Source organism: Delftia sp. NA_296.1 (assembly GCF_052692095.1).
This window is the reverse complement of the sequence record NZ_JBQZGF010000011.1, coordinates 141,352-164,384: the sequence shown is the minus strand read 5'-3', so window position 1 is coordinate 164,384 and position 23,033 is coordinate 141,352. Positions and strand designations below refer to the sequence as shown.

The window sequence follows — 23,033 nt, the reverse complement described above, 5'->3', positions numbered from 1 at the left end:
ACGACGCCCTCGCCGCGAGGCGACTCTTGCTCGGCGTCTCTCGCCTGACAGCGCCAGCTTCCTGCGCCGCGCCTGCATATGGCGCCACGCAGTTGGCTTATGGCCCGTGAGAAACGCTGAATCATGGGGGAACCTACAATGAGGCCCCGAGAGACTGACCACACCATGAATCCTGCTGCGCCGGCTGCCGTTGCCGCCCCCACTTCCTCCCTGATCGATCCCAAGCTCGCCATGGGATGGATGCACACGACGCGCTTTTTGACGACGGCTGCGCAACTGCACCATCTTCCCAAGGTCGATGTGCCCGAGATCGCGTTCGTGGGCCGCTCCAATGCCGGCAAGTCCACCTGCATCAACACGCTGACGCAGCAAAAGCAGCTGGCCTTCGCCTCGAAGAAGCCCGGCCGCACGCAGCACATCAACCTGTTCTCCCTGGGCAAGCAGGGCGTGACCGACGCCGTGCTGGCCGATCTGCCCGGCTACGGCTACGCCGCCGTGTCGCGCACGGACAAGCAGCGCTGGCAGCGCGTGATGCTGAACTATCTGGTCAGCCGCGAGAGCCTGACGGGCATCGTGCTGCTGTGCGATCCGCGACTGGGCCTGACCGAACTCGACGAAGCCTTGCTCGATGCCCTGCGCCCGCGCGTGCAGGAGGGCCTGAAATTCCTCGTGCTGCTGACCAAGGCCGACAAGCTCACGCGTGCCGAGCAGGCCAAGGTGCTGTCCATCACGCGACTCAATGCCGGCGGTGGCGAGGTGCGCATGTTCTCCGCGCTGAAGAAGCAGGGTGTGGACGAGGTGGCCCAGCTGCTGTGGCACTGGAGCCATCCCGAAGGGCTGGCCCAGCCGGCCGCCGCTGCACCGCAGGCGGACGTCGCAGCCGCGACGCCCGGCGAGAGCGACAGCCCCCAAGATTAGCGCCCGGAGGCGCTCGTGTAGCCAGCGCCCCGCAAGGAGCGCAACATGGTGACCACCTGCATTCGCGAGCTGCCTCACGGCATCCATCTGCACTGCCGCGTCAGCGGCGAACCTGGCCGGCCGTTGCTGCTGTTCCTGCACGGCTTTCCCGAAGGCAGCTTCATCTGGGAAGGCATGCTGGAGCAGTTCGGCACGCAATGGCGTTGCGTCGCCCCCGATCTGCGGGGCTTTGGCCGTTCCAGCCAGCCGGCCGGCGTGGAGCAGTACAAGGCCAAGCACCTGCTGCAGGATCTGGCGGCGCTGATCGCCATCGAAAGCCCTGGCGCACCAGCCGCCTGCGTGATCGCCCACGACTGGGGCGGTGCCCTGGCCTGGGGTCTGGCCAATCGCCATCCCGGGCTGATGCAGCGGCTGATGATCCTCAACGCCCCGCATCCAGGCGCCTTTCTGCGCGAGTTGCTGGACAACCCCGTGCAGCAGGCCGCAAGCCAGTACATGCATTTCCTGCGCCGCCCCGACGCGCCCGCCCTGCTGGCCGACAACGACTGGCAGCGCATGCTGGGATTTTTCCGCACGCCGCAGGGCGAGTTGCCCGGATGGCTCACGCCGCAGTTGCAGCAACGCTACCGCGAGCACTGGGACCTGGGCGTGCAAGGCTCCTGCCACTACTACGGCGCCAGTCCCCTGGTGCCGCCCCGGCCCGAAGATCCGGACTCAGCCGACGCACTGCGCAACCTGAGGCTGCCGCCCGAGATGCTGGACATCGGCGTGCCCACGCATGTGCTCTGGGGCGACAGCGACCCGGCGCTGCAGCCTGCCCTGGTAGAAGGCCTGGAGCCGTGGGTGCCGCGCCTGACGGTGCAGCACCTGGCTGGCACTTCGCACTGGGTCGTGCACGAGCAGCCCGATGCGGTGCGGCAAGCGCTGGAGCAGTTCCTGTCCCGCCCCGTTCAGTAGACCGAAGGCTCGCCCTCGGGCCGGGTCTTGAAGCGCCTGTGCACCCAGTAGTACTGGTCGGGCATGGTGCGAATCGCCGCTTCCAGCTCACGGTTCATGCGGGCCGTATCGGCCTCGGCATCGTCGGTGGGAAAGTCCGTCCATGCCGGCGTGATCTCGGCCACGTAGCCCGTGGGTGTCATGCGCGTATACATGCCCAGCACCTTGGCCCGGCCCAGGCGTGCAAAGCGCGACAGCGAGGGGATGGTGGCCGCGTTCACGCCGAAGAAGGGCACGAAGACCGAGTCGTTGCGGCCGAAGTCCATGTCGGGCAAAAGGTACAGCAGCCCGCCCTTGCGCAGGCTGGAGATGATGGGCTTGACCCCGTCGGCGCGGTTGAGCATGCGCACGTCGCCAAAGCGCTGGCGCCCTGACATGAACCACTCATCGACCGCAGGGTCCGGGTGGGTGGAGAAGATCGAGGTGAAAGGCCGCGTGGTGTGCAGAGGCAGCGCCAGGCCACCCGCGTCCATGCTGTAGAAATGCGGCGCGAACAGGATGGTGGGCGTATCGCCGTCGAGCTCATGCACGGCGCCCTGCAGCTTCACGCGCTCGGCCACCACCTCGCGCGGCGCGGCCCACAGCCAGCTGCGGTCCAGCCAGGTCTGGCAAAAGACGATGAAGTTGCTGCGCGCCAGCTCCACGCGCTGCGCCTCGGTCAGCTCGGGAAAGCACAGCGCAAGATTGCGCAGCGCCACCTTGCGGCGCGGCGCCGCCAGCACGAACAGCACACGCCCCAGAAACGCACCCAGCCCCCGCAGCCACGGCAGCGGCATCCAGGCCAGCGACCGCATCAGCCACACGCCGATGCGCCCGCTCATGCATGCACCTCGTTGGCAGGTGCTTCACGGCGCGGCTGCTTGTAGCGCGCATAGCCCCACAGGTACTGCTGCGGGCATTGGCGGATGGTGTGTTCCATCGCCTCGTTGATCTGCTGCACCGCAGCTTCCAGATTCTCGGACAAGGGCACGGGCAACTCCTCAAGATACAGCGCATAGCCCCGCCCCCAGGACAAGCGCTCACAACGGGCCACGATCACAGCGGCCCCCGTCTGCAACGCCAGGCGCGCCGCCAGCGTCATCGTATAGGCATCACGGCCGAAGAACGGCGACCAGACGCCCTGCCCCTCGGGCGGAACCTGGTCTGGCAGCAGCCCCACAGCCGCGCCCTTGCGCAGCGCTTTGATCATCTGGCGCACGCCGGCCAGTGTGGTCGGCACTGCCTGCACGCCGGGGCGGTTGCGCGCCGTCTCCATGACGCGGGCCAGCCAGGGCTGGCGCGCGGGGCGGTAGAGAATGGTGATCTCGCCATGCTCGGCCGACCATTGCCGCGCCGCATGCTGCACCGACAGCTCGAAGCAGCCCAGGTGCGGCGTCAGAAAGATGATGCCGCGCCCGGCCGCGTAGGCCCGGCGCACGCATTCCTCGTTGTGCATCTCGCAGCTCGGCTGCCTGCCCATCCACATGCGCGGCAGCTCCGCCACCATGCGCCCCGCGTGTCCCACGGCCGGCGCCACGGCGCCCAGGCCGTAGCTAGCCTGCCTGGCGTTGGCCAGAAAGCGGCGCCGGTACGTGGCCGAAGCGGCGAACGCCACCCAGCCCATGAGCGCGCCAAGGGGGTGCAATAGCCACAAAGGCAGTGCAGCAAACAGTCGGAACAGGGATGGCATTAAAATGATGGGTGTCGCTGAGTTAACTGAGCAACTTGCAGAGCGACGTTAAACAATTTCTGCTAAAGCGTTCGCCAGAGCTCCTGCAGCTTGGGCAGCGCCCAGCAAAAAAGCTGCAACCAAGGAGTTTATTCATATGGCGAACGACTTTCTTTTCACCTCGGAATCCGTCTCTGAAGGCCATCCGGACAAGGTGGCTGACCAGATCTCTGACGCGATCCTGGACGCCATTTTCGCCCAAGACCCGTACAGCCGCGTTGCGGCCGAGACGCTGACCAACACGGGCCTGGTGGTTTTGGCAGGTGAGATCACCACCGGCGCAAACGTCGACTACATCCAGGTCGCACGCGACACCATCAAGCGCATCGGCTACGACAACACCGACTACGGCATCGATTACAAGGGCTGCGCCGTGCTCGTGGCCTACGACAAGCAAAGCCAGGACATCGCCCAGGGCGTGGACAAGGCCAGCGATGACGAGCTCAACACCGGCGCCGGCGACCAGGGCCTGATGTTCGGCTACGCCTGCGACGAGACGCCCGAGCTGATGCCCGCGCCCATCTACTACGCGCACCGCCTCGTCGAGCGCCAGGCCCAGCTGCGCAAGGACGGCCGCCTGCCCTTCCTGCGCCCCGACGCCAAGAGCCAGGTGACCATGCGCTACGTGGACGGCAAGCCCCACAGCATCGACACCGTGGTGCTATCCACCCAGCACAGCCCAGACCAGTCGGAATCGGCTACCAGGATGAAGTCCAGCTTCACCGAAGCCATCATCGAGGAAATCATCAAGCCCGTGCTGCCCTCCGAGTGGCTGCAGGACACCAAGTACCTGATCAACCCCACGGGCCGCTTCGTTGTCGGCGGCCCCCAGGGCGATTGCGGCCTGACCGGCCGCAAGATCATCGTCGACACCTACGGCGGTGCCTGCCCCCATGGCGGCGGCGCCTTCAGCGGCAAGGACCCGACCAAGGTGGACCGCAGCGCCGCCTACGCCGCGCGCTACGTGGCCAAGAACATCGTGGCCGCCGGCCTGGCACGCCAGTGCCAGATCCAGGTGGCCTACGCCATCGGCGTGGCTCGCCCGATGAACATCACGGTCTACACCGAAGGCACGGGCGTCATCCCCGACGCCGAGATCGCCAAGCTGGTGGCCGCGCATTTCGACCTGCGTCCCAAGGGCATCATCCAGATGCTGGACCTGCTGCGCCCCATCTACAGCAAGACCGCCGCCTACGGCCACTTCGGCCGTGAAGAGCCCGAGTTCACCTGGGAGCGGACGGACAAGGCAGCCGTGCTGCGCGCTGCAGCCGGCCTGTAAGCAAAACGCCAGGGGCGCTAGCCCCACCTGATGGCCTCCCAGCCCCATGCCACGCCTGCCGCGACATGGGGCTTTTTTCATCGCGGGCCTTCTCACAACACTCACATCACTTGCGCAGCAGGCGCAGTAACCGGGTTTCACGGCTGTTAAACTGCCTGCGCTTTTCCCATGAGAGGCCATTTGCAAGGCCAACCCATCCAAGCTCCGCCACATCCGAGACAAGACAAGAAGCAATGGCTGCCTCCCCCAAAGCGATCTACTGGTTCAGTGCCCTTCTTTTGCTGGCCATATTGGGCGTTTACCTGCCCGGCCTGAACAACGGGCTGTTGTTCGACGATATGCGCCTGACGGATGGAACGATCTTCGGCAACTATGGCAGCCTGCTGGATTTCAAACAGCGCACGCTGTCGTATGGCAGCTTCGTCTGGATCGAACAGCTCTTTGGAGCCGGCTGGTGGAAGCAGCGCGTCTTCAATATCGCCTTGCATCTCGCGGCCGTAGCGGCTTTGTATGCACTGTTCAAGGCCCTGCTGACGCAGACGCGCTTTCCGCATGACATCGAAGAGCAGCCCCATTTCCTCGCATCGCGCGATGCAGCCCTGCAGTTGGGCTTGATCCTTTTTGCACTGAACCCCGTCGCGGTCTACGCCGTTGGATACCTGGTGCAGCGCTCCATCGTCATGGCAACGCTGTTCGCGGTGCTGGCATGCTGGGCCTTTGTGCGCGGGCTTCAGAGCGGGCGCGCTCTCTGGCATGCCACGGCATTGATCTGCTATGTGCTTGCCGTACTGTCCAAGGAGCATGCGTTTCTGACAGTCGCCATGGTGGTGCCGCTTTACATTTTTGTCAGGCGCCCCGGCATGAAGGCGGCCATGGTCATTGTGGGAGTGGCCTTGATGCTGCTGGCCATTGCCTCGGCTGCCGTCTTTCATTTCTTCGGTAGTCTGGTGGGTCAGATTTTCGACGAGCAATCCCAGGGCTATGCAAGGCAATTGGAAGCCCTTCAACCCGGCATCACCTCTCGGATCTATCCCCTGAGCATCCTCAACGAGGCAGCCCTTTTCTTTGCCTATGGCTTTCTGTGGATCGTTCCCTATGCGGGCTGGATGTCCATCGATCTGCGACCGGCATTTCCTCTCGGCTTCGGCTCGATCTGGCACCTAGCCGGCGCGATCGGTTACCTGGCCCTGCTGGCCTGCTCGATCTGGGCCGTGCTCAGGCGTCCCGGTGTCATTGGCCTGGTCGCGCTCTGCCTCCTGTTTCCCCTGCTCTGGTATGCGACCGAATTCGCCACGGTCTGGCTGCAGGACCCCTTCGTTCTGTATCGCAGCTATCTGTGGGCTGTGGCCATCCCGGGATTGGCGGCCATTGCGCTGACGGGGGTCAAACCACGCACCATCTACATCGTCGGCATCGTCATCGGCGTGGTGTTCGGAGCCCTGGCTTTCGAACGCGTGCTCTCTCTTCAGGATGTAGGCACATCCTGGGCCGATGCCGCTGAAAAAATCGACAAAAAAGCCCCCGCCAATGCCGTGGGACGTGGCCGTGCCTTCCTGAACGTAGGAACAGCACACGCAGACAAGGGCATGCTCGACCAGGCGCTGCAGGACTTCGCCACGGCCAACGCACTTGGAGACCTGGGAGGCAATGCGCTGTTCAACATGGGTGCTGTGCTTTCTCAGCAGAAGAAATTCTCCGAAGCCCTGAATGCCTTCTGGGCAGCGCAATCAAAGGGCTTCAACGGCCAAGCTCTGCATTACCAAAAAGCCGAGGCGCTTTTGGCCCTGGGCCAACCTCGCGAAGCACTCCAGGAATACACCAAAGCACTCTCAGCGCCTGCGGAAGATACTGCCAGCGCCAAGCAGATGGAGCAAACCCTTCGCCTCAAGCGCGCAGAAACAGCCATCGGGGCTCAGCAATATCAGGTAGCCCTTGATGACTTTCAAATTCTGCTGAAAACCTCGCCTAGCGCCCCTCGATTGATTGTCGGGATGGGTCTGGCCTTGATTGGCAAGGGCGAAAGTGCCCAAGCCAAGGAATTACTCAAACCGCTGGTAGCCCGCGACCCCAGCGCACCTGCGCTGTACGGTCTTGCCATGGCCTATCACGGCCAAGGAAATCTGACTGAAGCCCTGAAATACTTGGACCAGGCCATTCGGCGGGAGCCTCAAAATCCGCAATATAGGCAAATCCGTAACCAGTTGAGCCAACAGTCGGCGGCCAAACCCCAGCCAGCGAAGTAAGGCCCTCTGCAATGGCCCTGCGCATACTTCACGTCGGTAAATTCTTCCCTCCCTACCGGGGCGGCATGGAAGTCTTTCTGGCCGACCTGATACACGAGCAACGACGCCAGGGTGTCGATGCCCATGCCCTGGTCCATGGTGATCCGGAGCCGGATGATCCCGCCTGGCTGGAACGCGTGCCCGTTCAATTCAATCTGGTCTATGCCCCCATGGCCATGGGATTCCGGCGCGCACTGGGCCGCGCCATCGAACGCATTCAGCCCGACGTACTGCACCTGCATCTGCCCAACAACTCGGCGCTTTGGGCACTGACCCTGCCCATCGCGCGGCGCGTGCCCTGGGTCATCCACTGGCACTCCGATGTGGTGGTGTCCAACATCAAGTGGTCCGTGGCATTGGCCTACATGCTGTACCGGCCGTTCGAGCAGGCCTTGCTGGAACGCGCCCAACAGGTATTCGCAACGTCGCCACCCTATCTTGAGGCCAGCAATGCCCTGCGCACTTGGCGCAGCAAATGCGAGATCGTTCCGCTGGGCCTGAACCTCGAAACCATCCCTGCACCAGCATCGCTGCAGCACGGCCAAGGCTGGCGCCCCGACACCCGGCTGCGCCTGTTGTCCATCGGGCGGCTGACCTACTACAAAGGCTTCGAGACCTTGATCCGAGCCGTCTCGGCCATGCCAGGCGTGGAGTTGCTGATTGCGGGAGAAGGCGAGCTGCGAGCATCCCTGGAAGAGCTGATACGCCAATGCACGCCCGCGGGTAGGCTGCCCTCCGTACGACTGACAGGCTCCGTTTCGGATGCAGAAAAGCATGCGCTGTTTGCAGAGTGCGACATCTTCTGCTTGGCCTCACGTGAGCGCACGGAAGCATTCGGTATTGTGCTACTGGAGGCCATGCTGCATCAACGTCCATGCATTGTCACGGACCTACCGGGCTCCGGCATGCCATGGGTTATTGCGCAAGCACGCACTGGACTGCATGTTCCTTTCGAAGACATCGAGGCATGGCGCAGTACGATTGCACGCTTGCAGCATGACGGGCAGATGCGAGAACGCTTAGGCAATGCCGGTCCCATCGCTTTGCAACGGATGTTCGGCATTGGAGCATGTGAGCGAGCTGTGGCGCGGCACTATCGCTATCTTGCGCCGGGCCTCGCTCCGGCATCAGCGCGCCACGAATTGATGGTGGTGATCTCGACCCGCAACCACGAGGCAAGCATTTCTCATCTCGTGCTTCGAGCAAAAGCGCTGGTGGACGCCCCCATCCTCGTGGTAGACAATCGCAGCACTGATGCCACGTGCACTTTCGCCGAACAAAGCGGCGCACGAGTGCTGCGGCCCCTTTTGGCCATGACCACGTGGGGCAGCCTGCAGACAGGCATTCGCTACGCACTCGCACAGGGCTTTGAATCAGTCATCACAATAGATGCCGACGGACGCTATGAGGTCGAAGAGATTTCTACGCTACTCAAGGCAGATGCAAGTGCCGATGTGGTTGTTGGCTACTTCGAAGACAATTACAGTCGGGCTCGACGTGCTGCGTGGCAGTGGCTTCGATTTATCACAGGCTTTCCATTACGTGATTTCGTTTCCGGCTTTCGGCTCTACAGACATTCGGCACTGCGCGTTGCGGCCACACCAGATGCCACGTTGCTGGATTATCAAGATATAGGCACTTTGCTGCTCATGCGCAGAGAAAAATTAGGTATTGCCGAAGTAGCTTTACCCATACATACAAAAAAGCCCGACCGATCCAGAATGTTCCAGTCTTGGGCCAATGCAATACGCTATGTTGCTGTTTCTACGCTTCTTGGATTGGCACACCTGCGTTCGAAAAAAATACCCGACTAGATGCTCTCGAAACAAAGTTCCGCTTGCATCCGTCGTATGAAACGCTCTTCCGTGAACCGCTGAGAGCTGGCAATGCAAGCCGTGGACATTTCGCCTGCCTGCATATGTTCCATCTTCTCCATAGCAGCGATGACGGCCTGTGGAGTCGGAGGATTTTCCACAAGAAACCCAGTCTTACCGTCTTCGACGGTTTCAAGCAGCCCACCTTGTGCAACTCCAATAACTGGCTTTCCTGCAGCCATGGCTTCTACAGGAGACATTCCAAAATCCTCATCCACAGGGAGGTAAATCACGGCTTTTGCATGACCGACCCATCTACGGAGCTCATCATCAGTCTGCCATCCTGTGAAAATGATGTTCTGCATACCCGAAGCCAGCAGCTTCAAGCGCTCCAGCTCTGGCCCTCCTGACAGCACCACAAGGCGCCGCTCAGGCGTCTGCATGAACGCACGAACGATGACATCCACGCGCTTGTTCGGCACCAGGCGGGCAGTAGACAAATAATAGCCTTCATCATCCAATTGCTTGAAATGCTGCGTAGCGACAGGCGGATATACGACCTCGGAGTCAAATCCTGTATGAAGCTTCAATCGACGTTTCACATTCTCGGAGTTTACAAGAATTCTATCCATCCGACCGACAGCTGCCTCATACTGACGGCGGAACCACCATATGAACAATGCATATATTGGGCGTAATAAAAAATGAAAGTTCTTTATAGAATCCTCATATAAATCATATGCAAACCTAGGAATGGTATGGCAATAATAAATACGCACCCCCTTACGCTGACTGTATACAGCAAATGGTGTATAAAATCCGCTATAAACAACCTGATCCGCATCATATAAAAATTGCGAACGGAATCTAAAGCACCACATGCTTTCAAGAATTCTTGGCAAAAAGGCAGACCCCCCTCCTTTGAGTTCATGCACTTCAACGGAGGTTTTATCCAACAAAGTCTGTGCCTGTGGATAGCACCGACTTACCACAGTCTCAAAGTCAGGAAGTGCCTTTGCAAGAGTGAGAGTGACGCGTTCCGCACCGCCTACCACCTGCATGAAATCATACAGAAGAAAATTCTTTTTTTTCATGCCTATTGCCATTGCAAAGACCACTTTTCTGAACTATTTCAGCTTGCGCGCAGGAACACCCACATATACCCCCGGCTCTGTGATTGCATTGCAAACCACTGCACCCGCACCAATAACCGAGTGGTTTCCAACCAACAATCCATCAATGATTACAGCCCCTGCGCCAAGCATGGAGAAACTCCCAATAGTGCTTCTGCCGGCAATAACCGATTTCACAGAGACGTGAGAAAAATCCCCCACCACTGATTCATGTTCAACAATGGCGCCAGTATTAATAATGGCACCACGGCCAATGGAGGCCATTGGCCCCACATGCGAGTGATGCGCAATAAAGCTTCCCTCAGCGATGACACTTCCGCACCCTATACTAGCTAAAGGAGATATCAAAGAAATCAATTTCAAACAGGAGGCTTCGATATCTTGGCACTGCTTAGCACGCTTGGCGTTGTCCCCAGAAGCAGAAATGGCGTCGCATGACTCACCTTCAAGGGCCGGAAGAGAACCGACAACCGGATGACCCAGAAAATTCTCATTCGGCTTGGCATTTTCATCCACAAAAAGCAAGCTGCCATATCCGCACGCCAAGGCAACATCAGCAACGCTACGCGCATGCCCCCCAAATCCCAGGATGATCAAGCGTCGATTAAGCATTGGAATGCACCACCGCATTCATGGCGGAAATCTCATCCAGCACCTGCAAATGCTCCCTCACGACGTCGGTCCATGATCGCTCGCACAATTCAGCATATGTCTTGAGTTGAAGCGATAGAAGCTCAGCCCTGTTCTTGATTGCCCATTCAATGCGGCTCGCACAATCCTCCCAATCATAGGGATCGAAGAATGTGGCATCCTGAACATCTGGATCCTGTATAACTTCTTCCGTTACTGGAATCCTTGCCATAACTACAGGCGTGCCGACCGACAACGCCTCCGTGAACGTAAAAGGACACCCTCCCTCGCTCAAGCTAGGATTAACAGCCAAGGTTGCAAGTTTATAGAAAGCGGCAAGCTCTTCTATTTTCAATCCATGAAGAAAAATTACGTCATTCTCTAATCTGTTATCAAAAATAAATTGCCATATTTCAGGGATAGCACTTGGATGCCCAGTCAGAACCAACTTTACACCCAAATATCTTCGTCTCAGCAGATGCAAATAGGCTCGCAGAAGTGTCATCACATTTTTACTTGGCCTAAATTGGCTTGCGTAGAAAAGAAATTCCACATCCCCATTGCTAAATGCGGAGGTGTAATCCACATTGGTACTTCTTTGCAACGCGCCTCTCATCAAGGACTGGCAATATTTACGCGAAGTGGCCTCGACATCAGGAAACCCCGTGATCTTTACCCAATGATGAAGATCGTTTGGCGCGTGCGGTACGACCCTGACGTTAATAGCAGGTATACCGTATCTATCTATCAAAGTATTCCATTTTGTAGTCTCACTGTAAGTTACAAAATTACATCCCCCTTTAATCGATTTCTCCAAAGTCTCATACACAGTCGCAAGGCGATTACCGCCAAGCATGGAAAATCCTACAGGAAAGTCATTCAATACGACATCTGGAACACACATTAGACGCGGAGCTTTGATTTTATTAAAGCTTGGCCAAAATGCCGTGGGGCTGTACCATGCTCGGACACGAGGCAAGCTATCTATGATGTCCTGCATACGAGCAGCCTCAATTTTTTGCATCTCGTCAAAAAGACGAAACAACAGCCCCTCTTTATCAGGTCTAGCGAGCAGTGAATTTATCCTGCTAGCAATTTTATGGCACCACTTGATTTGCGAGGAAGCACGCCGGCGCATCATGCTCCAGCCTCTTTTGATCACAAGTATGGCGGCAACAGGCAACGCAATAATAGAAATTGGAAACGCAACGATTAGGGCAACCAACGACAACAGCAAAAATGCTACCATTGACGAAAAACTATTGACAGCAACAGCTTTTTTCGCAAATACTTGCCAAACTCGTGAAACCTTTCCCATTGCGAAGTCCAGCATACGCTGGAATCTCCCGCTTCGTCTTTTGAATCGAGAACGATATGCTCGCCACGCTTCAAATACGCTCAAAATATATGGTTTATTTTGTGGCGAAGCAATCTCGAAAACTTCTGCCGAGACCTGTTCACTCTCAAAAAGAGTATGAAGAGTTTCCTGTGACCAACTGGGGCAGACGATTATGAACCGTGCATCACCTAGTTTCTCAGCACCTTTAAGAAACATGGCGAGATGCCGCCCAAGCCCTTCCGCTCGCAAATCTACGGTGGGAGGGAAAGCCAAGTAAATTCCATACTGCTTCAAAGACATGCACGAACCTCTTGCCAGTATTTTTTGGCATGATTCCCGATTGATTGAGCCCTCAACAGGGCTTCAGAGGGAAGCATATCTCGCCGTGCTGCTATATTGTTTTCCATCATCTTAAGCTTTTTAGCCATATCTCTCGGAGATTCCGGATCCATCCAGGCCATTCGCAAAGAGAACTGTTCATCAATCTCGCGCATCGCGGGATAATCGCTGGAGAGCGCCGGAACGTTTAAACATGCGCCTTCAATGACGGAAAAAGTACCATTATCCGATTTACCAGAGTGCCAAATGAACTTGGCATTCGCCAACGTTTTTCTGTAAGCAAAATCTGGCAACTCCCCCATCCACTTGACTCTCCGCCTCAGTAGTCTATTTTCTCTAAACAATTTGGCAACTGAATCAGTTTTAGGGTTTGTATCCACCAATATATTTCGAGAATTCACACCGGTTACCCTGCAATCCAGCGTACCATTCATTTCCTCATAATATATATGGAGGGCTTCCAAAGAATTTTTGTGATTCTTATGCGGTGTGGAATTAGTTGTCCAAATGAAATATGAAACTTCTCCATCCAAGGAAGCAATAATTTCCCGATTTATTTCAAATTCCGGAGCCAGCATCGGCACTTTACTTACTTTTTTCGATTCTATTCCTGCATATTGCAGTGCATCTTTCCGCGTAAACTCCGATGTCACCAATATCTTTTCGGCAGAGCGCACAGCCGACAAAAACATCAACTCATATCGCTGAGGAATAACATCAATATACCTTTGCAAGAAATCGTACATCATAAGCACGACGGGCTTCAAAGGAAGAATAGGATAAATCATGCGGTGACTCACTATTATCCAAAGATTGCAATCCTGAAGATTTCGTATCCCATCTTCTGGTACTAGATAATGCTCTGAAGCGGGTCTCCAATTTTCATATCCTGCATAACGCATTGCTCGGCTTGCCTCTTCTGAAGATAATGTTCTCCATTTAAACGGCCGCCGCTTTATTTCTTTTGGAAAATCATCGAAATCTGAATCAGAATAAACGAATGGTTCATCTGGATGCAAGAAAACAACCTCTGCGGCATCACCAGACTGGTGACTGCCCATATGGATTGCATGTGCCAGCGCCTGGACTCCTCGCAAACTACCACCTCGATAGGCTACGGGCAAGACAACTGCTATCCTTTTCTTTCGAGCTACACTGGGGCGCATTGCTTGCTCAGCCCGTACTTCAGCCAAATTGGATGCAATCTGAGCAAATCCAGTGCGCCACGCGGGCTCGCAATTTTCTGGGATCATGGATTGAAGAAGTGCCGCCTGCGTATGACGAATGCTCTCAATCAACTCTTGATTGCCCGATAAAATAGCTTCAATCTTGCGCCTTGCTTCCACAACTGTTTTACAGCGCCCAGGCAAACCAACACCACCCATCCGATCCAACATGCCTCCCGCCATAAAGACAAGCGGCATACCTGCTCGGATTGCCTCAAACGGATGGTAGTGGATATGATTTGGCTCCTGAGAGTGATAAAACATAACGCGACTTTGAGCCATATTATAGGCATGCTCATCGTCTGTCACATAACCCAAGACACGCTCGTCATTTACAGATATAGGCTGTGCACCTGCGACTATATATGGAACACCCTCAAATGCTTTTTTGAAATTCCTATAAATCTCTCCATATATAGGACTTGATGCGATTTCCGGGCAAACGAAATAGATTTTTCTCTCTTTGCCCTCCCATTTGTCCTTAATTTCTGCATTCGCGAGGCCCAGAGGAAGAAAAATTCTCCGGTCACGCAAGTAAGGCGGCTCGGCGTCAGCTATGTGAGAATATGCTTCGCCAAAATAAAAACGCCGCCCCATGCGCCTTATGCAGACCCCCCCATATCCATTCCTGGCAATATAATCGTTGAGCACTAAATCATAAGAAGCGCTCTTGTCACGACCATATATCCGCCAAATGGCGATTCCCCTGAAGTGCTTCGATAGACTATCAAGAGCCTCTCGATTCATTGGCAAAAAGAATATGACATCGAAATATTTGTTCGCTAATTCCCACGTAGCTTCTGGAACACCATCGTACCAATCAGTGGCATTCAGTATAGCGAGATCATCTTTTGGAATTTCGAGCGAAGCATCCTCAGAATAATCAATAGAAGCAGTTCTAAACGATTGATCTTGAGGAAAAGATTTTGGCGTAAATATCTGATTCACACCGATATTCTTCAACATCGATATTTCGAATTTTCTCGCAGTTGTGTGATTCAACAACCACATCACCCGCAAAGGCTTTTCTTCACTCATGACAGCCCGTTCACTTTTTTATATTCAATTATTGCTTTACTCACCGCACCATCAAATACAATTTCCCCTCGATGCAGAACAACCCCTCTCTGGCATAAATTCTCTAGGGCACTGAAATCATGGGATGCCAGAATTAGAATATCAGCCTGTTCAACCAAAGAAACGATACGTTGCTTTGCCTTGTTCATGAAATTCGCATCGCCCGCACCAATTACCTCATCCAGCAGAAGAATATCCCCCCCCACAGCGGTTGATATCGCAAATGCCAGTCGCACCTGCATTCCCGCAGAATAAGTCTTAATTGGATAATCTATAAACTCTCTTAATCCTGCAAACTCAACGATTTCGGGCTCTTTCTCCCGCATGAACTCTGGAGAAAGACCTAGCAGAAGGCCTCTATAAAGTATATTTTCACGGCCAGTTGCGTCCGGCTCAAATCCTAAACTCAGGTCAAACAGTGAACGAACTTCACCATCTACCTGAACGCACCCGCTTGAAATTGGATATAGCCCAGCAACGGTTTTCAAGAATGTGCTTTTACCAGCTCCGTTGTGGCCCAGCAGACCTACGCGCTCACCCTTGCTTATATCGAGATTGATATTTTTAAGAGCATGCACATCCTGCAAGCTCACTCGCTTTTTTCGACGAAGAAGCGTATTTGCCAACAGTTCCCTGACAGAACGCTCTTTGAATGAAACAGAAGCATAGTGGAGATTTACAGCTTCAAGTCGGATATGCGGATTTCTCATAAATAAAATATAACTTTACGCTCTGCTTTTCTTCCGACAAGCCAGGCAATTAGTGCAAATATCAATGCCAATAAAATTGAATAAGCATAATTTTCCCAAGTAGGCCATTTCCCTTCCAGCAATGGTGCGCGGATCAGTTGAAGCAAATGATAGATAGGATTGTTATCCACCAGAAATCCCATTCCTCCTTGCCTGAACATTTTTACTTCAAAATAAACAGGAGAAACAAACCAAAGAGCCTGCAGCACCAGTCCCGCTGCATGAGGTATGTCACGAAAACGTACACCAACATAGGCTAAAAGGGTGGACATCGGCCAAGCGATCAAGGCAGCGACGGGGAATATACTCAATGACGCCAACCAACTCCATCCAAAATTCTGCGGCATCACAGTCAAAGACCAGCCATAGAGTGCCAAGCTGGCCAGAGCAAGAACGGTCAAGCTGCCGAGAACGGTTCTCAGAGTATAAATTGCCAACGGATGCCTACATTGTTTTATATATGCATCTGCTTGAACAAAAGACAATGCTCCTCCAGTGACATTCGCCGCGATAAATTCCCAGACGATGATCCCGGAAAGAATATAAGGAGCATACGTTGTGATATCCGAATTGAACATCTTGCTGAAAACAATGGCAAGCAGCGCAGTCATCCCCAGTGGCTGGATAATAGACCACAAAGCTCCAAAAAAAGATCTCCGCCAACGAGACCTCAAATCAGACATTGCCAAGTGAGTCCAAAAATATCTGGCTCGCCAAATCCCTTGCCAATATTTACGCATGAACCGCTCCAAGCAGCATAATATTCTTTCTCATTAATTGCTTCTTAGATCTCTCCAACAGCAAAATTTTAACGATATTCATTGGATTCTCTAGCGGCCATTTTTATTTCCTGCCAACTATGCGGTCAAAGTATCAATAGATAGACAACATAGCGGGCAGGAAGATAATTTATAAAGTAACTGTCGATATGGCCTGTGAAAATAACTGACTCTATTTATTCTTTAAAATACCGTGAAATCTGAGCACAAATCATCGCTACCTCATCTTGAGAAAGAGCGGGATAACTTGGCAAATTGATACCACGGCTTGAGATGGACTCGGCAACAGGAAATATCTCATCAGTTTGACAATGTGGCATTGCATTGGCCAAATAAAATACAGGGCGTGTTTCCACACCCTGAGCCTTCAGATACGCCCTCAAGGGAGCCCGGTCCGAAGCATCGTTCACCGCAATAGAGCACATCCAGAATGAATGCCGGGTATCCTGCAGTTCAGAATGAAATTTCAGCGGCAAATTTCCAAGATTTGACTCATACCACGATGCGATCTGGCGCTTTCGCTCCAAAATCTCGTCCGCCTTTTCCAATTGTGCCAAACCGATTGCGGCACAGATGTTTGTCATACGATAGTTGTATGCCACCACATCATGCCAGTACTCCCTCGTTTTTGAGACTCCCTGGTTTTTCAGATGAAAAGCGCGCTCAATCGTTGCGGGATCGTTTGCCACAACCATTCCGCCCTCTCCGGTCGTTATGGTCTTGTTTCCGAAAAAAGAAAAGGTGGCAATATCCCCAAAGGTTCCTACATGCTTTCCTTTGTAGTAGGAGCCAAATCCCTCCGCACAATCCTCTATCAGCAAAAGGTTCTTTTCTCGGCAGATCTTGACAATCGGATCCATGTCACAAGGAAGTCCATACAAATGAACAACCATCACCGCTTTTGTACGGTCGGTGATTTTTCGCAGTATGTCATTCGGGTCTATTTGCCAGCTCTGAGCCAGAGAATCTACATAGACAGGTGTAGCACCTGTTTGAATAATGGTATTCACCGAAGCGATGTAGGTCAGCGCGGGAACGATGACTTCATCACCTGCCTTGATTCCAACCGCTTCCAATGCAAGGTGTATCGCGACCGTGCCGTTGTTAACGCTGGTTGCCTTGTTTACTCCAATGTACTCGGCAAATCCATCTTCAAACCGCTGAATGAACTCTCCCTTGGAAGATATCCAAGTGGAATCCAGACATTGGTTGACATAGTTCTTTTCTTGACCAGTGAAATAAGGCTGATAAACAGGAATCATTTTCTGACCTCTTCACTTATTTCATTCGTGGTAATTGAAATACTTGAAACCATGCTGCTTGACCAGCTCATCCCTTTGGGCCTCCTTCAGGTCTTCACGCATCATTTCAGAGACCAGTTCCTGGAAGGACGTTTGCGGCACCCAGCCCAGCTTCTCCTTTGCTTTCGAAGGATCGCCCAAAAGCGTTTCAACTTCGGCCGGACGGAAGTAACGGGGATCAACAGCGACAATGCATTTATTCGTTGCAATGTCGTATCCCTTTTCTTCAATGCCCTCTCCATCCCATCGTATTTGTATACCAGCCTCCTTTGCCGCCAGCTCCACGAACTCCCGGACGGAATGCTGCTCGCCAGTGGCAATCACGAAATCCTCTGCCTTGTCCTGCTGCAACATCAGCCACTGCATCTCAACATAGTCGCGTGCGTGACCCCAGTCACGCAAAGCATTCATGTTTCCAAGATAGAGGCAATCCTGTAGACCCAGCTTGATGCGTGCCAGTGCCCGTGTGATTTTTCGTGTCACGAAGGTTTCACCACGGATCGGAGATTCATGATTAAAAAGGATCCCGTTGCAGGCATACATACCATAGGCTTCCCTATAGTTGACGGTAATCCAATAGGCATACATCTTTGCAACCGCATAGGGAGACCGCGGATAGAATGGGGTTGTCTCCTTTTGAGGTATTTCCTGCACCAATCCATACAACTCGGATGTGGATGCTTGGTAGAACTTCGTTGTATCCTTCAGTCCGGCAATGCGAATTGCCTCCAGGAGGCGGAGTGTTCCCAGCGCATCCGAATTCGCAGTATATTCCGGCTCTTCAAAGGAAACTGCCACGTGGCTTTGTGCTGCAAGATTATAAACCTCATCCGGCCGAACCTCCTGCACCACTCGAATAAGGCTTGAGGAATCTGTCAAATCCCCGTAATGCAGCGTCAGGTCGTAGCCTTTTTTATGCGGATCGTGATACAGATGGTCAATACGATCCGTATTGAACAGCGATGCCCTGCGACGAACGCCATGAACTTCGTAATTCTTTTGCAAAAGAAACTCAGCCAGGTATGCACCATCCTGGCCTGTAATACCCGTAATCAAAGCAATTTTTTTCTTCATATCGATACCCTACTCGATCATTAAAAATACAGCGATATTATTGGTTAGATAATCTACTGCAACTTCTTCAAATTAAAACTGCCCCGGTCAACTGAAATAATTCAATTTTAGAAGACGGAAAGCAAAAAGAGAATTCTCAATACCCTATCCGGGTTAGCTCAACCGCTGAACACGGCCGTAGGTGTCCTCGAATCTCACGATATCATCTTCTCCCAGATAACTTCCGGACTGTACTTCAATGATTTCCAGAGGAACCTTTCCAGGATTGGCCAACCTGTGTATATGCCCAAGGGGAATATAAGTCGACTCATTTTCACCGAGCAAAAATGTCCTTTCACCGTTGGTTACTTCGGCAGTTCCCTTGACCACCACCCAGTGCTCTGCACGGTGATGATGCATTTGCAAGCTCAAGCTTGCGCCAGGATGGACGACGATGCGCTTGACTTGAAAACGCTCTCCGCTATCGATGCTGTCGTACCATCCCCAGGGTCGATGCACCTTGCGATGCGAATGTGCGAGTGCATGGCCAGTCTGAACGAGGTGGGCGACGATTTTCTTAACATCCTGAGTGCGACGCTTGTCAACCACCAGAACAGCGTCGGGCGTCTCCACGACGACCACATCTTGCAGCCCTACGCCAGCAACAAGTCGGCTGCTTGAGAGCAGCAAGGAATTGGAACAGCCATGCTGGACAGCGTCACCCATCAGCGCGTTTCCTTCGGAATCCTGCTCACGCACATCCCATAGCGCATCCCAGGCACCTACATCCGACCAACCGGCTTCCATGGGCACCACCCGTGCAGCGATGTCCAGTTCCGGCATTGTGGACAAGCGCTCCATCACGGCATAGTCAATAGAGTCCGACGGGCAGGCCGCAAATGCCGCCGCATCAGGGCGGATGAAATCCAGGTCGCGCTGAGCAGCTCGCATGGCGTCTTGGCAGGCGCGGAGAATATCGGGCCTGCAATGCTCCATGGCTTTGATCCAGACACTGGCTCTCACCATGAACAAGCCGCTGTTCCAAAGATAGTTCCCTTGTTCCAGATAGTGCCGTGCACGTTCGGCATCGGGCTTTTCCGCGAAGCTTTCCACACGGTGGACGCCTTGCTCGTCAATTTCGCTGAACTGGATGTAACCATAGCCCGTCTCAGGGCGGTCCGCCACGATACCGAAAGTGGCCATGCAGCCTTCACTGGCCTTCATATAAGCCTTATGCACTGCACCATGAAAGGCTTCACGATCAGCAACCACATGATCTGCCGGCATGGCGAGAAGTACGGGGTCCTCCCCGTCCGCACATGCATGGAGTGCCGCCAAAGTCAGCGCAGGGGCCGTGTTGCGACCTACCGGCTCCAACAATATGGCGGCTTGCTGGATACCTACATGCGTAAGCTGACTTGCAGCCAGAAAACGATGCTCCACGTTGCAAACCAGGACAGGAGCCACGGCCTGCGGAATTTGTGCGGTCAGCCCTTGAAGACGTGTTGCTGTCTGCTGAAGCATCGTCTGACTGTCAGCAAGTGCCAGGAACTGCTTTGGATATGTCTCACGCGAAAGTGGCCACAGGCGGGTACCGGAGCCTCCGCACAAAATGACGGGGAGCAGGGGAGAGGTCATGAGGAAAAGGTGTTGGAAGAAGCTGGGCTGCGCAGGGTTTCGGTATCCGCCTCCAGCATGGCTAACCGCTGGTTGAGACGGCGCACGTCGCGCTCAATGCGGGTGTTCATCATGTCGGCGTGTAACGCCTTTAAAAACAACACGATACAAGCCAGCAGTAGCAAAATTGCGGGGGGATAACTGATGCTCAGAACAGCGGCGATGCCATCAACCAAGCCGGGCCAAACGCCGAGCACCACCGCAGCCATGGCCACCGCTACCCAGAACAGTCCATGCATGAGATAGAGGTGGTCGCGGCGTATCAGGTACAGAATCAGCGCGGCCAACCCTACACCCATGACAGTAGTTGTTACCTGAAGTGATGCCATATTGATAATAAAAGACTACCGAATAACGTCGTTCGGTTGATGCAGTGCAACAAAATCACCAGCTGGCACAGCCAAAACGGACCAAGGAATACGTAAAACCTCCCATTGTAGGTTCGCCATCGCGTTGCGCTGGATTTTCTCCCTTTGGTGTCACCCTCGCCTTGACAAGCCCCCACCCCCAGATCCCGTTGCCTACAACGGCACACCATCCTGACAAAGCGGCGGATGGCAAGCAGAGTTCACGCGGCACTACACTGAAGCATTCACATGCTGTCGCCCAAAGCGTTGCTTCTGTGCATCTACCAATGCCATCCTTGAACACCCAGCTCCTGGTCATAGACCCCCAGAACGATTTCTGCGATCTGCCTGAGGACTGGCGCCCCGGCGGGCAACGTCCCAGCCTTCCCGTGGCGGGCGCCCATGCCGACATGCAGCGGCTTGCCGGTTGGATACGGCGCGAGGGGGCGAAGGTGGACGCCATCACGGTGACGCTGGACTCGCACCAGCGCTATGACATTGCCCACCCCGCCTTCTGGCAACAGGGTGACGGCGGCGATGTGGCGCCGTTCACCCCTATCACGGCGGCGCAGGTGCGGGCGGGGGTGTTCCGGCCGCGCAACGCCGAGGCGCTGCAGCGCAGCCTGGAATATCTGGATGCACTCGAAGCCAACAGCCGCTACACGCTGATGGTCTGGCCCGTGCACTGCGAAGTGGGCAGTTGGGGCCACGGTATCCATGCCGATGTGCTGGCGGCCTGTGGCGACTGGCAGCAGCAGCGCCAGCGCGCCGTGTACAACGTTTTCAAGGGGCTCAATCCCTGGACCGAGCATTACAGTGCCCTGCAGGCCGAGGTGCCGGACCCTGCCGATCCGGCGACCCTGCTGAACACCGGCCTGCTGGAGCGGCTGGACCGGGCCGACTTGCTGGTCGTTGCTGGCGAGGCGAGCAGTCACTGCGTGCGCTCCACGGTCGAGCATCTGGTCGAGCACCTTCCCCATCCTGAGCGCATCGTGCTGATGCACGACGCCATGAGCCCGGTGCCGGGCTTCGAGTCCGCGCACCATGATTTCCTGGCAGCCATGCAGGCCCGCGGATTGCGGCTGGCCTCCAGCCAAGAACTCCACCTGTAGGGGCCGGACCGCCTTCCCGCGCACAGCCTCCTTTCCTGTTTCCCCAGCATCGCACCATGGCTCCCATCATCACCAGCCTGCTCGACACCGATCTCTACAAATTCACGATGTGGCAGGCCATGCTGCACCGCAATCCCCAGACCGAGGCCGAGTACGAATTCGTCTGCCGCACGAAGACCGCTTTCCCGCTGGCCGAGCTGCTGCCCGAGGTGGAGCGCGAGCTGGACGCCCTGTGCGCGCTGCGCTTCACGCCCGAAGACCTGGCCTACCTGGGCGGGCTGCGCTTCATGAAGAGCGACTTCATCGACTTTCTGCGCATCTTCCAGTTCCAGCGCGCCTTCATCCGTGCGTGGGCCGATGGCGATACCCTGCACATCGAGGCCAAGGGCCCCCAGGTCCATGTGATGGGCTTCGAGATCTATGTGCTGGCCATCGTCAACGAGCTGTATTTCCGGCGCTTCGACGCGGAGGCGGCGCTGGCCGAAGGCCGCAGGCGCCTGGCCGGCAAGATCGAGCGTCTGCGCCACCTGGCCTGCGAGGCCAGGCTGCGCAACCCGTTCGAGCTGTTCGACTTCGGCGTGCGCCGGCGCTTCTCAGGCGCCTGGCAGCGCGAGGTGGTCCAGGCCTTTGCCACGCAGACGGCGCAGTGGTTCAAGGGCACGTCCAACGTGCTGCTGGCGCGCGACTTCGGCATCGTACCCATAGGCACCATGGCCCATGAGTACCTGCAGAGCTACCAGGCCCAGGGCGTGCGCCTGCGCGACTTCCAGATCGCCGCGCTGGAGGACTGGGTGCAGGAGTACCGGGGCGACCTGGGCGTGGCCCTGACCGACACCGTGGGCATGGATGCCTTCCTGGCCGATTTCGACATGTACTTCGCCAAGCTCTTCGACGGGCTGCGCCACGACTCGGGCGACCCGTATGCCTGGGGCGAGAAGGCCATCGCCCACTACCAGAAGCTGCGCATAGACCCCCAGGCCAAGCGCCTGGTGTTCTCCGACGGCCTGGACCTGGACACGGCCCTGGCCCTGTACCAGCGCTTTGCCGACCGCATACAGCTGGGCTTCGGCATCGGCACGCGGCTGACCAACGACATGGGGCTGGAGACCATCAACATCGTGATGAAGCTCACCCACGCCAACGGCCAGCCCGTGGCCAAGATCTCGGACTCGCCGGGCAAGACGCTGTGCAACGACGAAACCTATCTGGCCTATCTGCGCCAGGTCTTCGGCCTGGCCCAGCCTGTCGCCGCCTGACACCGCCAAGGCTCCATT

At 55.4% G+C, this 23,033-nt stretch carries 19 protein-coding genes; 7 read left to right on the top strand and 12 right to left on the bottom strand.

Annotated features, from left to right (window positions below; genetic code table 11):
- The first annotated feature begins 165 nt into the window (after positions 1-165).
- Both yihA and ACUTR7_RS24370 read left to right on the top strand, forming a co-directional pair.
- On the top strand, positions 166-918 hold the full coding sequence (gene yihA, locus ACUTR7_RS24375; protein WP_445610011.1) for a ribosome biogenesis GTP-binding protein YihA/YsxC: 753 nt from the start codon (positions 166-168) through the stop codon (positions 916-918).
- A gap of 45 nt (positions 919-963) precedes the next feature.
- Entirely contained in the window at positions 964-1,875 is a 912-nt protein-coding gene (locus ACUTR7_RS24370; RefSeq protein ID WP_016450957.1) for an alpha/beta fold hydrolase, read from the top strand.
- On the opposite strand, the gene ACUTR7_RS24365 is transcribed toward ACUTR7_RS24370, so the two are convergent.
- Both ACUTR7_RS24365 and ACUTR7_RS24360 read right to left on the bottom strand, forming a co-directional pair.
- The gene (locus ACUTR7_RS24365) at positions 1,869-2,735 is read right to left on the bottom strand and encodes a lysophospholipid acyltransferase family protein (protein WP_012207400.1); all 867 of its coding nucleotides are present in this window, start codon (positions 2,733-2,735) and stop codon (positions 1,869-1,871) included. The two genes, ACUTR7_RS24370 and ACUTR7_RS24365, sit on opposite strands and share 7 nt — an antisense overlap.
- A complete protein-coding gene (locus tag ACUTR7_RS24360; protein WP_445610010.1) occupies positions 2,732-3,583 on the bottom strand; it encodes a lysophospholipid acyltransferase family protein in 852 nt (283 codons plus the stop codon). Before ACUTR7_RS24360 ends, ACUTR7_RS24365 begins: the two co-directional genes overlap by 4 nt.
- Positions 3,584-3,719: 136 nt before the next feature.
- On the opposite strand from ACUTR7_RS24360, the gene metK reads away from it, so the two are divergent.
- The 3 genes from metK to ACUTR7_RS24345 all read left to right on the top strand — a co-directional run bounded on the left by metK (position 3,720) and on the right by ACUTR7_RS24345 (position 8,997).
- Complete coding sequence (metK, locus tag ACUTR7_RS24355) at positions 3,720-4,901, top strand: methionine adenosyltransferase (protein ID WP_374006805.1); 1,182 nt, start codon at positions 3,720-3,722, stop codon at positions 4,899-4,901.
- A gap of 233 nt (positions 4,902-5,134) precedes the next feature.
- Entirely contained in the window at positions 5,135-7,144 is a 2,010-nt protein-coding gene (locus tag ACUTR7_RS24350) for a tetratricopeptide repeat protein (RefSeq protein ID WP_445610009.1), read from the top strand.
- 11 nt (positions 7,145-7,155) lie between these two features.
- Positions 7,156-8,997 (top strand): glycosyltransferase, encoded by a 1,842-nt coding sequence (locus tag ACUTR7_RS24345; RefSeq protein WP_239972328.1) that lies wholly within the window; start codon positions 7,156-7,158, stop codon positions 8,995-8,997.
- On the opposite strand, the gene ACUTR7_RS24340 is transcribed toward ACUTR7_RS24345, so the two are convergent.
- From ACUTR7_RS24340 to ACUTR7_RS24295, 10 genes are all read right to left on the bottom strand, one after another.
- Positions 8,994-10,091 (bottom strand): glycosyltransferase, encoded by a 1,098-nt coding sequence (locus ACUTR7_RS24340; protein ID WP_223275111.1) that lies wholly within the window; start codon positions 10,089-10,091, stop codon positions 8,994-8,996. The two genes, ACUTR7_RS24345 and ACUTR7_RS24340, sit on opposite strands and share 4 nt — an antisense overlap.
- A 33-nt stretch (positions 10,092-10,124) precedes the next feature.
- Positions 10,125-10,727, bottom strand: coding sequence for a NeuD/PglB/VioB family sugar acetyltransferase (locus ACUTR7_RS24335; RefSeq protein WP_239972329.1), 603 nt, complete (start codon positions 10,725-10,727; stop codon positions 10,125-10,127).
- Between the two features lie 7 nt (positions 10,728-10,734).
- Positions 10,735-12,399 carry a glycosyltransferase gene (locus ACUTR7_RS24330; RefSeq protein ID WP_239972330.1) on the bottom strand — a complete coding sequence of 555 codons (1,665 nt, stop codon included), beginning with the start codon at positions 12,397-12,399 and terminating at the stop codon, positions 10,735-10,737.
- Positions 12,390-14,702 carry a glycosyltransferase gene (locus ACUTR7_RS24325; RefSeq protein ID WP_239972332.1) on the bottom strand — a complete coding sequence of 771 codons (2,313 nt, stop codon included), beginning with the start codon at positions 14,700-14,702 and terminating at the stop codon, positions 12,390-12,392. The genes ACUTR7_RS24330 and ACUTR7_RS24325 overlap by 10 nt, the downstream gene beginning before the upstream one ends.
- Complete coding sequence (locus ACUTR7_RS24320; RefSeq protein ID WP_080945303.1) at positions 14,699-15,451, bottom strand: ABC transporter ATP-binding protein; 753 nt, start codon at positions 15,449-15,451, stop codon at positions 14,699-14,701. The genes ACUTR7_RS24325 and ACUTR7_RS24320 overlap by 4 nt, the downstream gene beginning before the upstream one ends.
- Positions 15,448-16,230, bottom strand: coding sequence for an ABC transporter permease (locus ACUTR7_RS24315; RefSeq protein WP_239972334.1), 783 nt, complete (start codon positions 16,228-16,230; stop codon positions 15,448-15,450). Before ACUTR7_RS24315 ends, ACUTR7_RS24320 begins: the two co-directional genes overlap by 4 nt.
- A gap of 215 nt (positions 16,231-16,445) precedes the next feature.
- A complete protein-coding gene (locus ACUTR7_RS24310; protein ID WP_239972335.1) occupies positions 16,446-17,531 on the bottom strand; it encodes a DegT/DnrJ/EryC1/StrS family aminotransferase in 1,086 nt (361 codons plus the stop codon).
- 21 nt (positions 17,532-17,552) lie between these two features.
- On the bottom strand, positions 17,553-18,644 hold the full coding sequence (gmd, locus tag ACUTR7_RS24305; RefSeq protein WP_239972336.1) for a GDP-mannose 4,6-dehydratase: 1,092 nt from the start codon (positions 18,642-18,644) through the stop codon (positions 17,553-17,555).
- Between the two features lie 153 nt (positions 18,645-18,797).
- On the bottom strand, positions 18,798-20,261 hold the full coding sequence (locus tag ACUTR7_RS24300) for a mannose-1-phosphate guanylyltransferase/mannose-6-phosphate isomerase (protein ID WP_239972337.1): 1,464 nt from the start codon (positions 20,259-20,261) through the stop codon (positions 18,798-18,800).
- Entirely contained in the window at positions 20,258-20,629 is a 372-nt protein-coding gene (locus ACUTR7_RS24295) for a DUF2304 domain-containing protein (RefSeq protein WP_043789985.1), read from the bottom strand. The genes ACUTR7_RS24300 and ACUTR7_RS24295 overlap by 4 nt, the downstream gene beginning before the upstream one ends.
- 305 nt (positions 20,630-20,934) lie before the next feature.
- Between ACUTR7_RS24295 and ACUTR7_RS24290 the strand changes: the two genes are divergently transcribed.
- Both ACUTR7_RS24290 and pncB read left to right on the top strand, forming a co-directional pair.
- Positions 20,935-21,759, top strand: a complete 825-nt coding sequence (locus ACUTR7_RS24290; protein WP_445610008.1) for a cysteine hydrolase — start codon at positions 20,935-20,937, stop codon at positions 21,757-21,759.
- A gap of 56 nt (positions 21,760-21,815) precedes the next feature.
- Complete coding sequence (gene pncB, locus ACUTR7_RS24285; protein ID WP_047326492.1) at positions 21,816-23,015, top strand: nicotinate phosphoribosyltransferase; 1,200 nt, start codon at positions 21,816-21,818, stop codon at positions 23,013-23,015.
- Positions 23,016-23,033: the final 18 nt, after the last annotated feature.

Bases quoted from the DNA above. Each gene is read 5' to 3' on its own strand.
- pncB (WP_047326492.1), top strand. From the start codon at position 21,816: ATGGCTCCCATCATCACCAGCCTGCTCGACACCGATCTCTACAAATTC.
- ACUTR7_RS24315 (WP_239972334.1), bottom strand. From the start codon at position 16,230: ATGCGTAAATATTGGCAAGGGATTTGGCGAGCCAGATATTTTTGGACT.
- ACUTR7_RS24360 (WP_445610010.1), bottom strand. From the start codon at position 3,583: ATGCCATCCCTGTTCCGACTGTTTGCTGCACTGCCTTTGTGGCTATTG.
- ACUTR7_RS24340 (WP_223275111.1), bottom strand. From the start codon at position 10,091: ATGAAAAAAAAGAATTTTCTTCTGTATGATTTCATGCAGGTGGTAGGC.
- ACUTR7_RS24350 (WP_445610009.1), top strand. From the start codon at position 5,135: ATGGCTGCCTCCCCCAAAGCGATCTACTGGTTCAGTGCCCTTCTTTTG.
- ACUTR7_RS24365 (WP_012207400.1), bottom strand. From the start codon at position 2,735: ATGAGCGGGCGCATCGGCGTGTGGCTGATGCGGTCGCTGGCCTGGATG.
- ACUTR7_RS24290 (WP_445610008.1), top strand. From the start codon at position 20,935: ATGCCATCCTTGAACACCCAGCTCCTGGTCATAGACCCCCAGAACGAT.
- ACUTR7_RS24310 (WP_239972335.1), bottom strand. From the start codon at position 17,531: ATGATTCCTGTTTATCAGCCTTATTTCACTGGTCAAGAAAAGAACTAT.
- metK (WP_374006805.1), top strand. From the start codon at position 3,720: ATGGCGAACGACTTTCTTTTCACCTCGGAATCCGTCTCTGAAGGCCAT.
- ACUTR7_RS24370 (WP_016450957.1), top strand. From the start codon at position 964: ATGGTGACCACCTGCATTCGCGAGCTGCCTCACGGCATCCATCTGCAC.
- ACUTR7_RS24300 (WP_239972337.1), bottom strand. From the start codon at position 20,261: ATGACCTCTCCCCTGCTCCCCGTCATTTTGTGCGGAGGCTCCGGTACC.
- ACUTR7_RS24345 (WP_239972328.1), top strand. From the start codon at position 7,156: ATGGCCCTGCGCATACTTCACGTCGGTAAATTCTTCCCTCCCTACCGG.
- yihA (WP_445610011.1), top strand. From the start codon at position 166: ATGAATCCTGCTGCGCCGGCTGCCGTTGCCGCCCCCACTTCCTCCCTG.
- gmd (WP_239972336.1), bottom strand. From the start codon at position 18,644: ATGAAGAAAAAAATTGCTTTGATTACGGGTATTACAGGCCAGGATGGT.
- ACUTR7_RS24325 (WP_239972332.1), bottom strand. From the start codon at position 14,702: ATGAGTGAAGAAAAGCCTTTGCGGGTGATGTGGTTGTTGAATCACACA.
- ACUTR7_RS24320 (WP_080945303.1), bottom strand. From the start codon at position 15,451: ATGAGAAATCCGCATATCCGACTTGAAGCTGTAAATCTCCACTATGCT.
- ACUTR7_RS24295 (WP_043789985.1), bottom strand. From the start codon at position 20,629: ATGGCATCACTTCAGGTAACAACTACTGTCATGGGTGTAGGGTTGGCC.
- ACUTR7_RS24330 (WP_239972330.1), bottom strand. From the start codon at position 12,399: ATGTCTTTGAAGCAGTATGGAATTTACTTGGCTTTCCCTCCCACCGTA.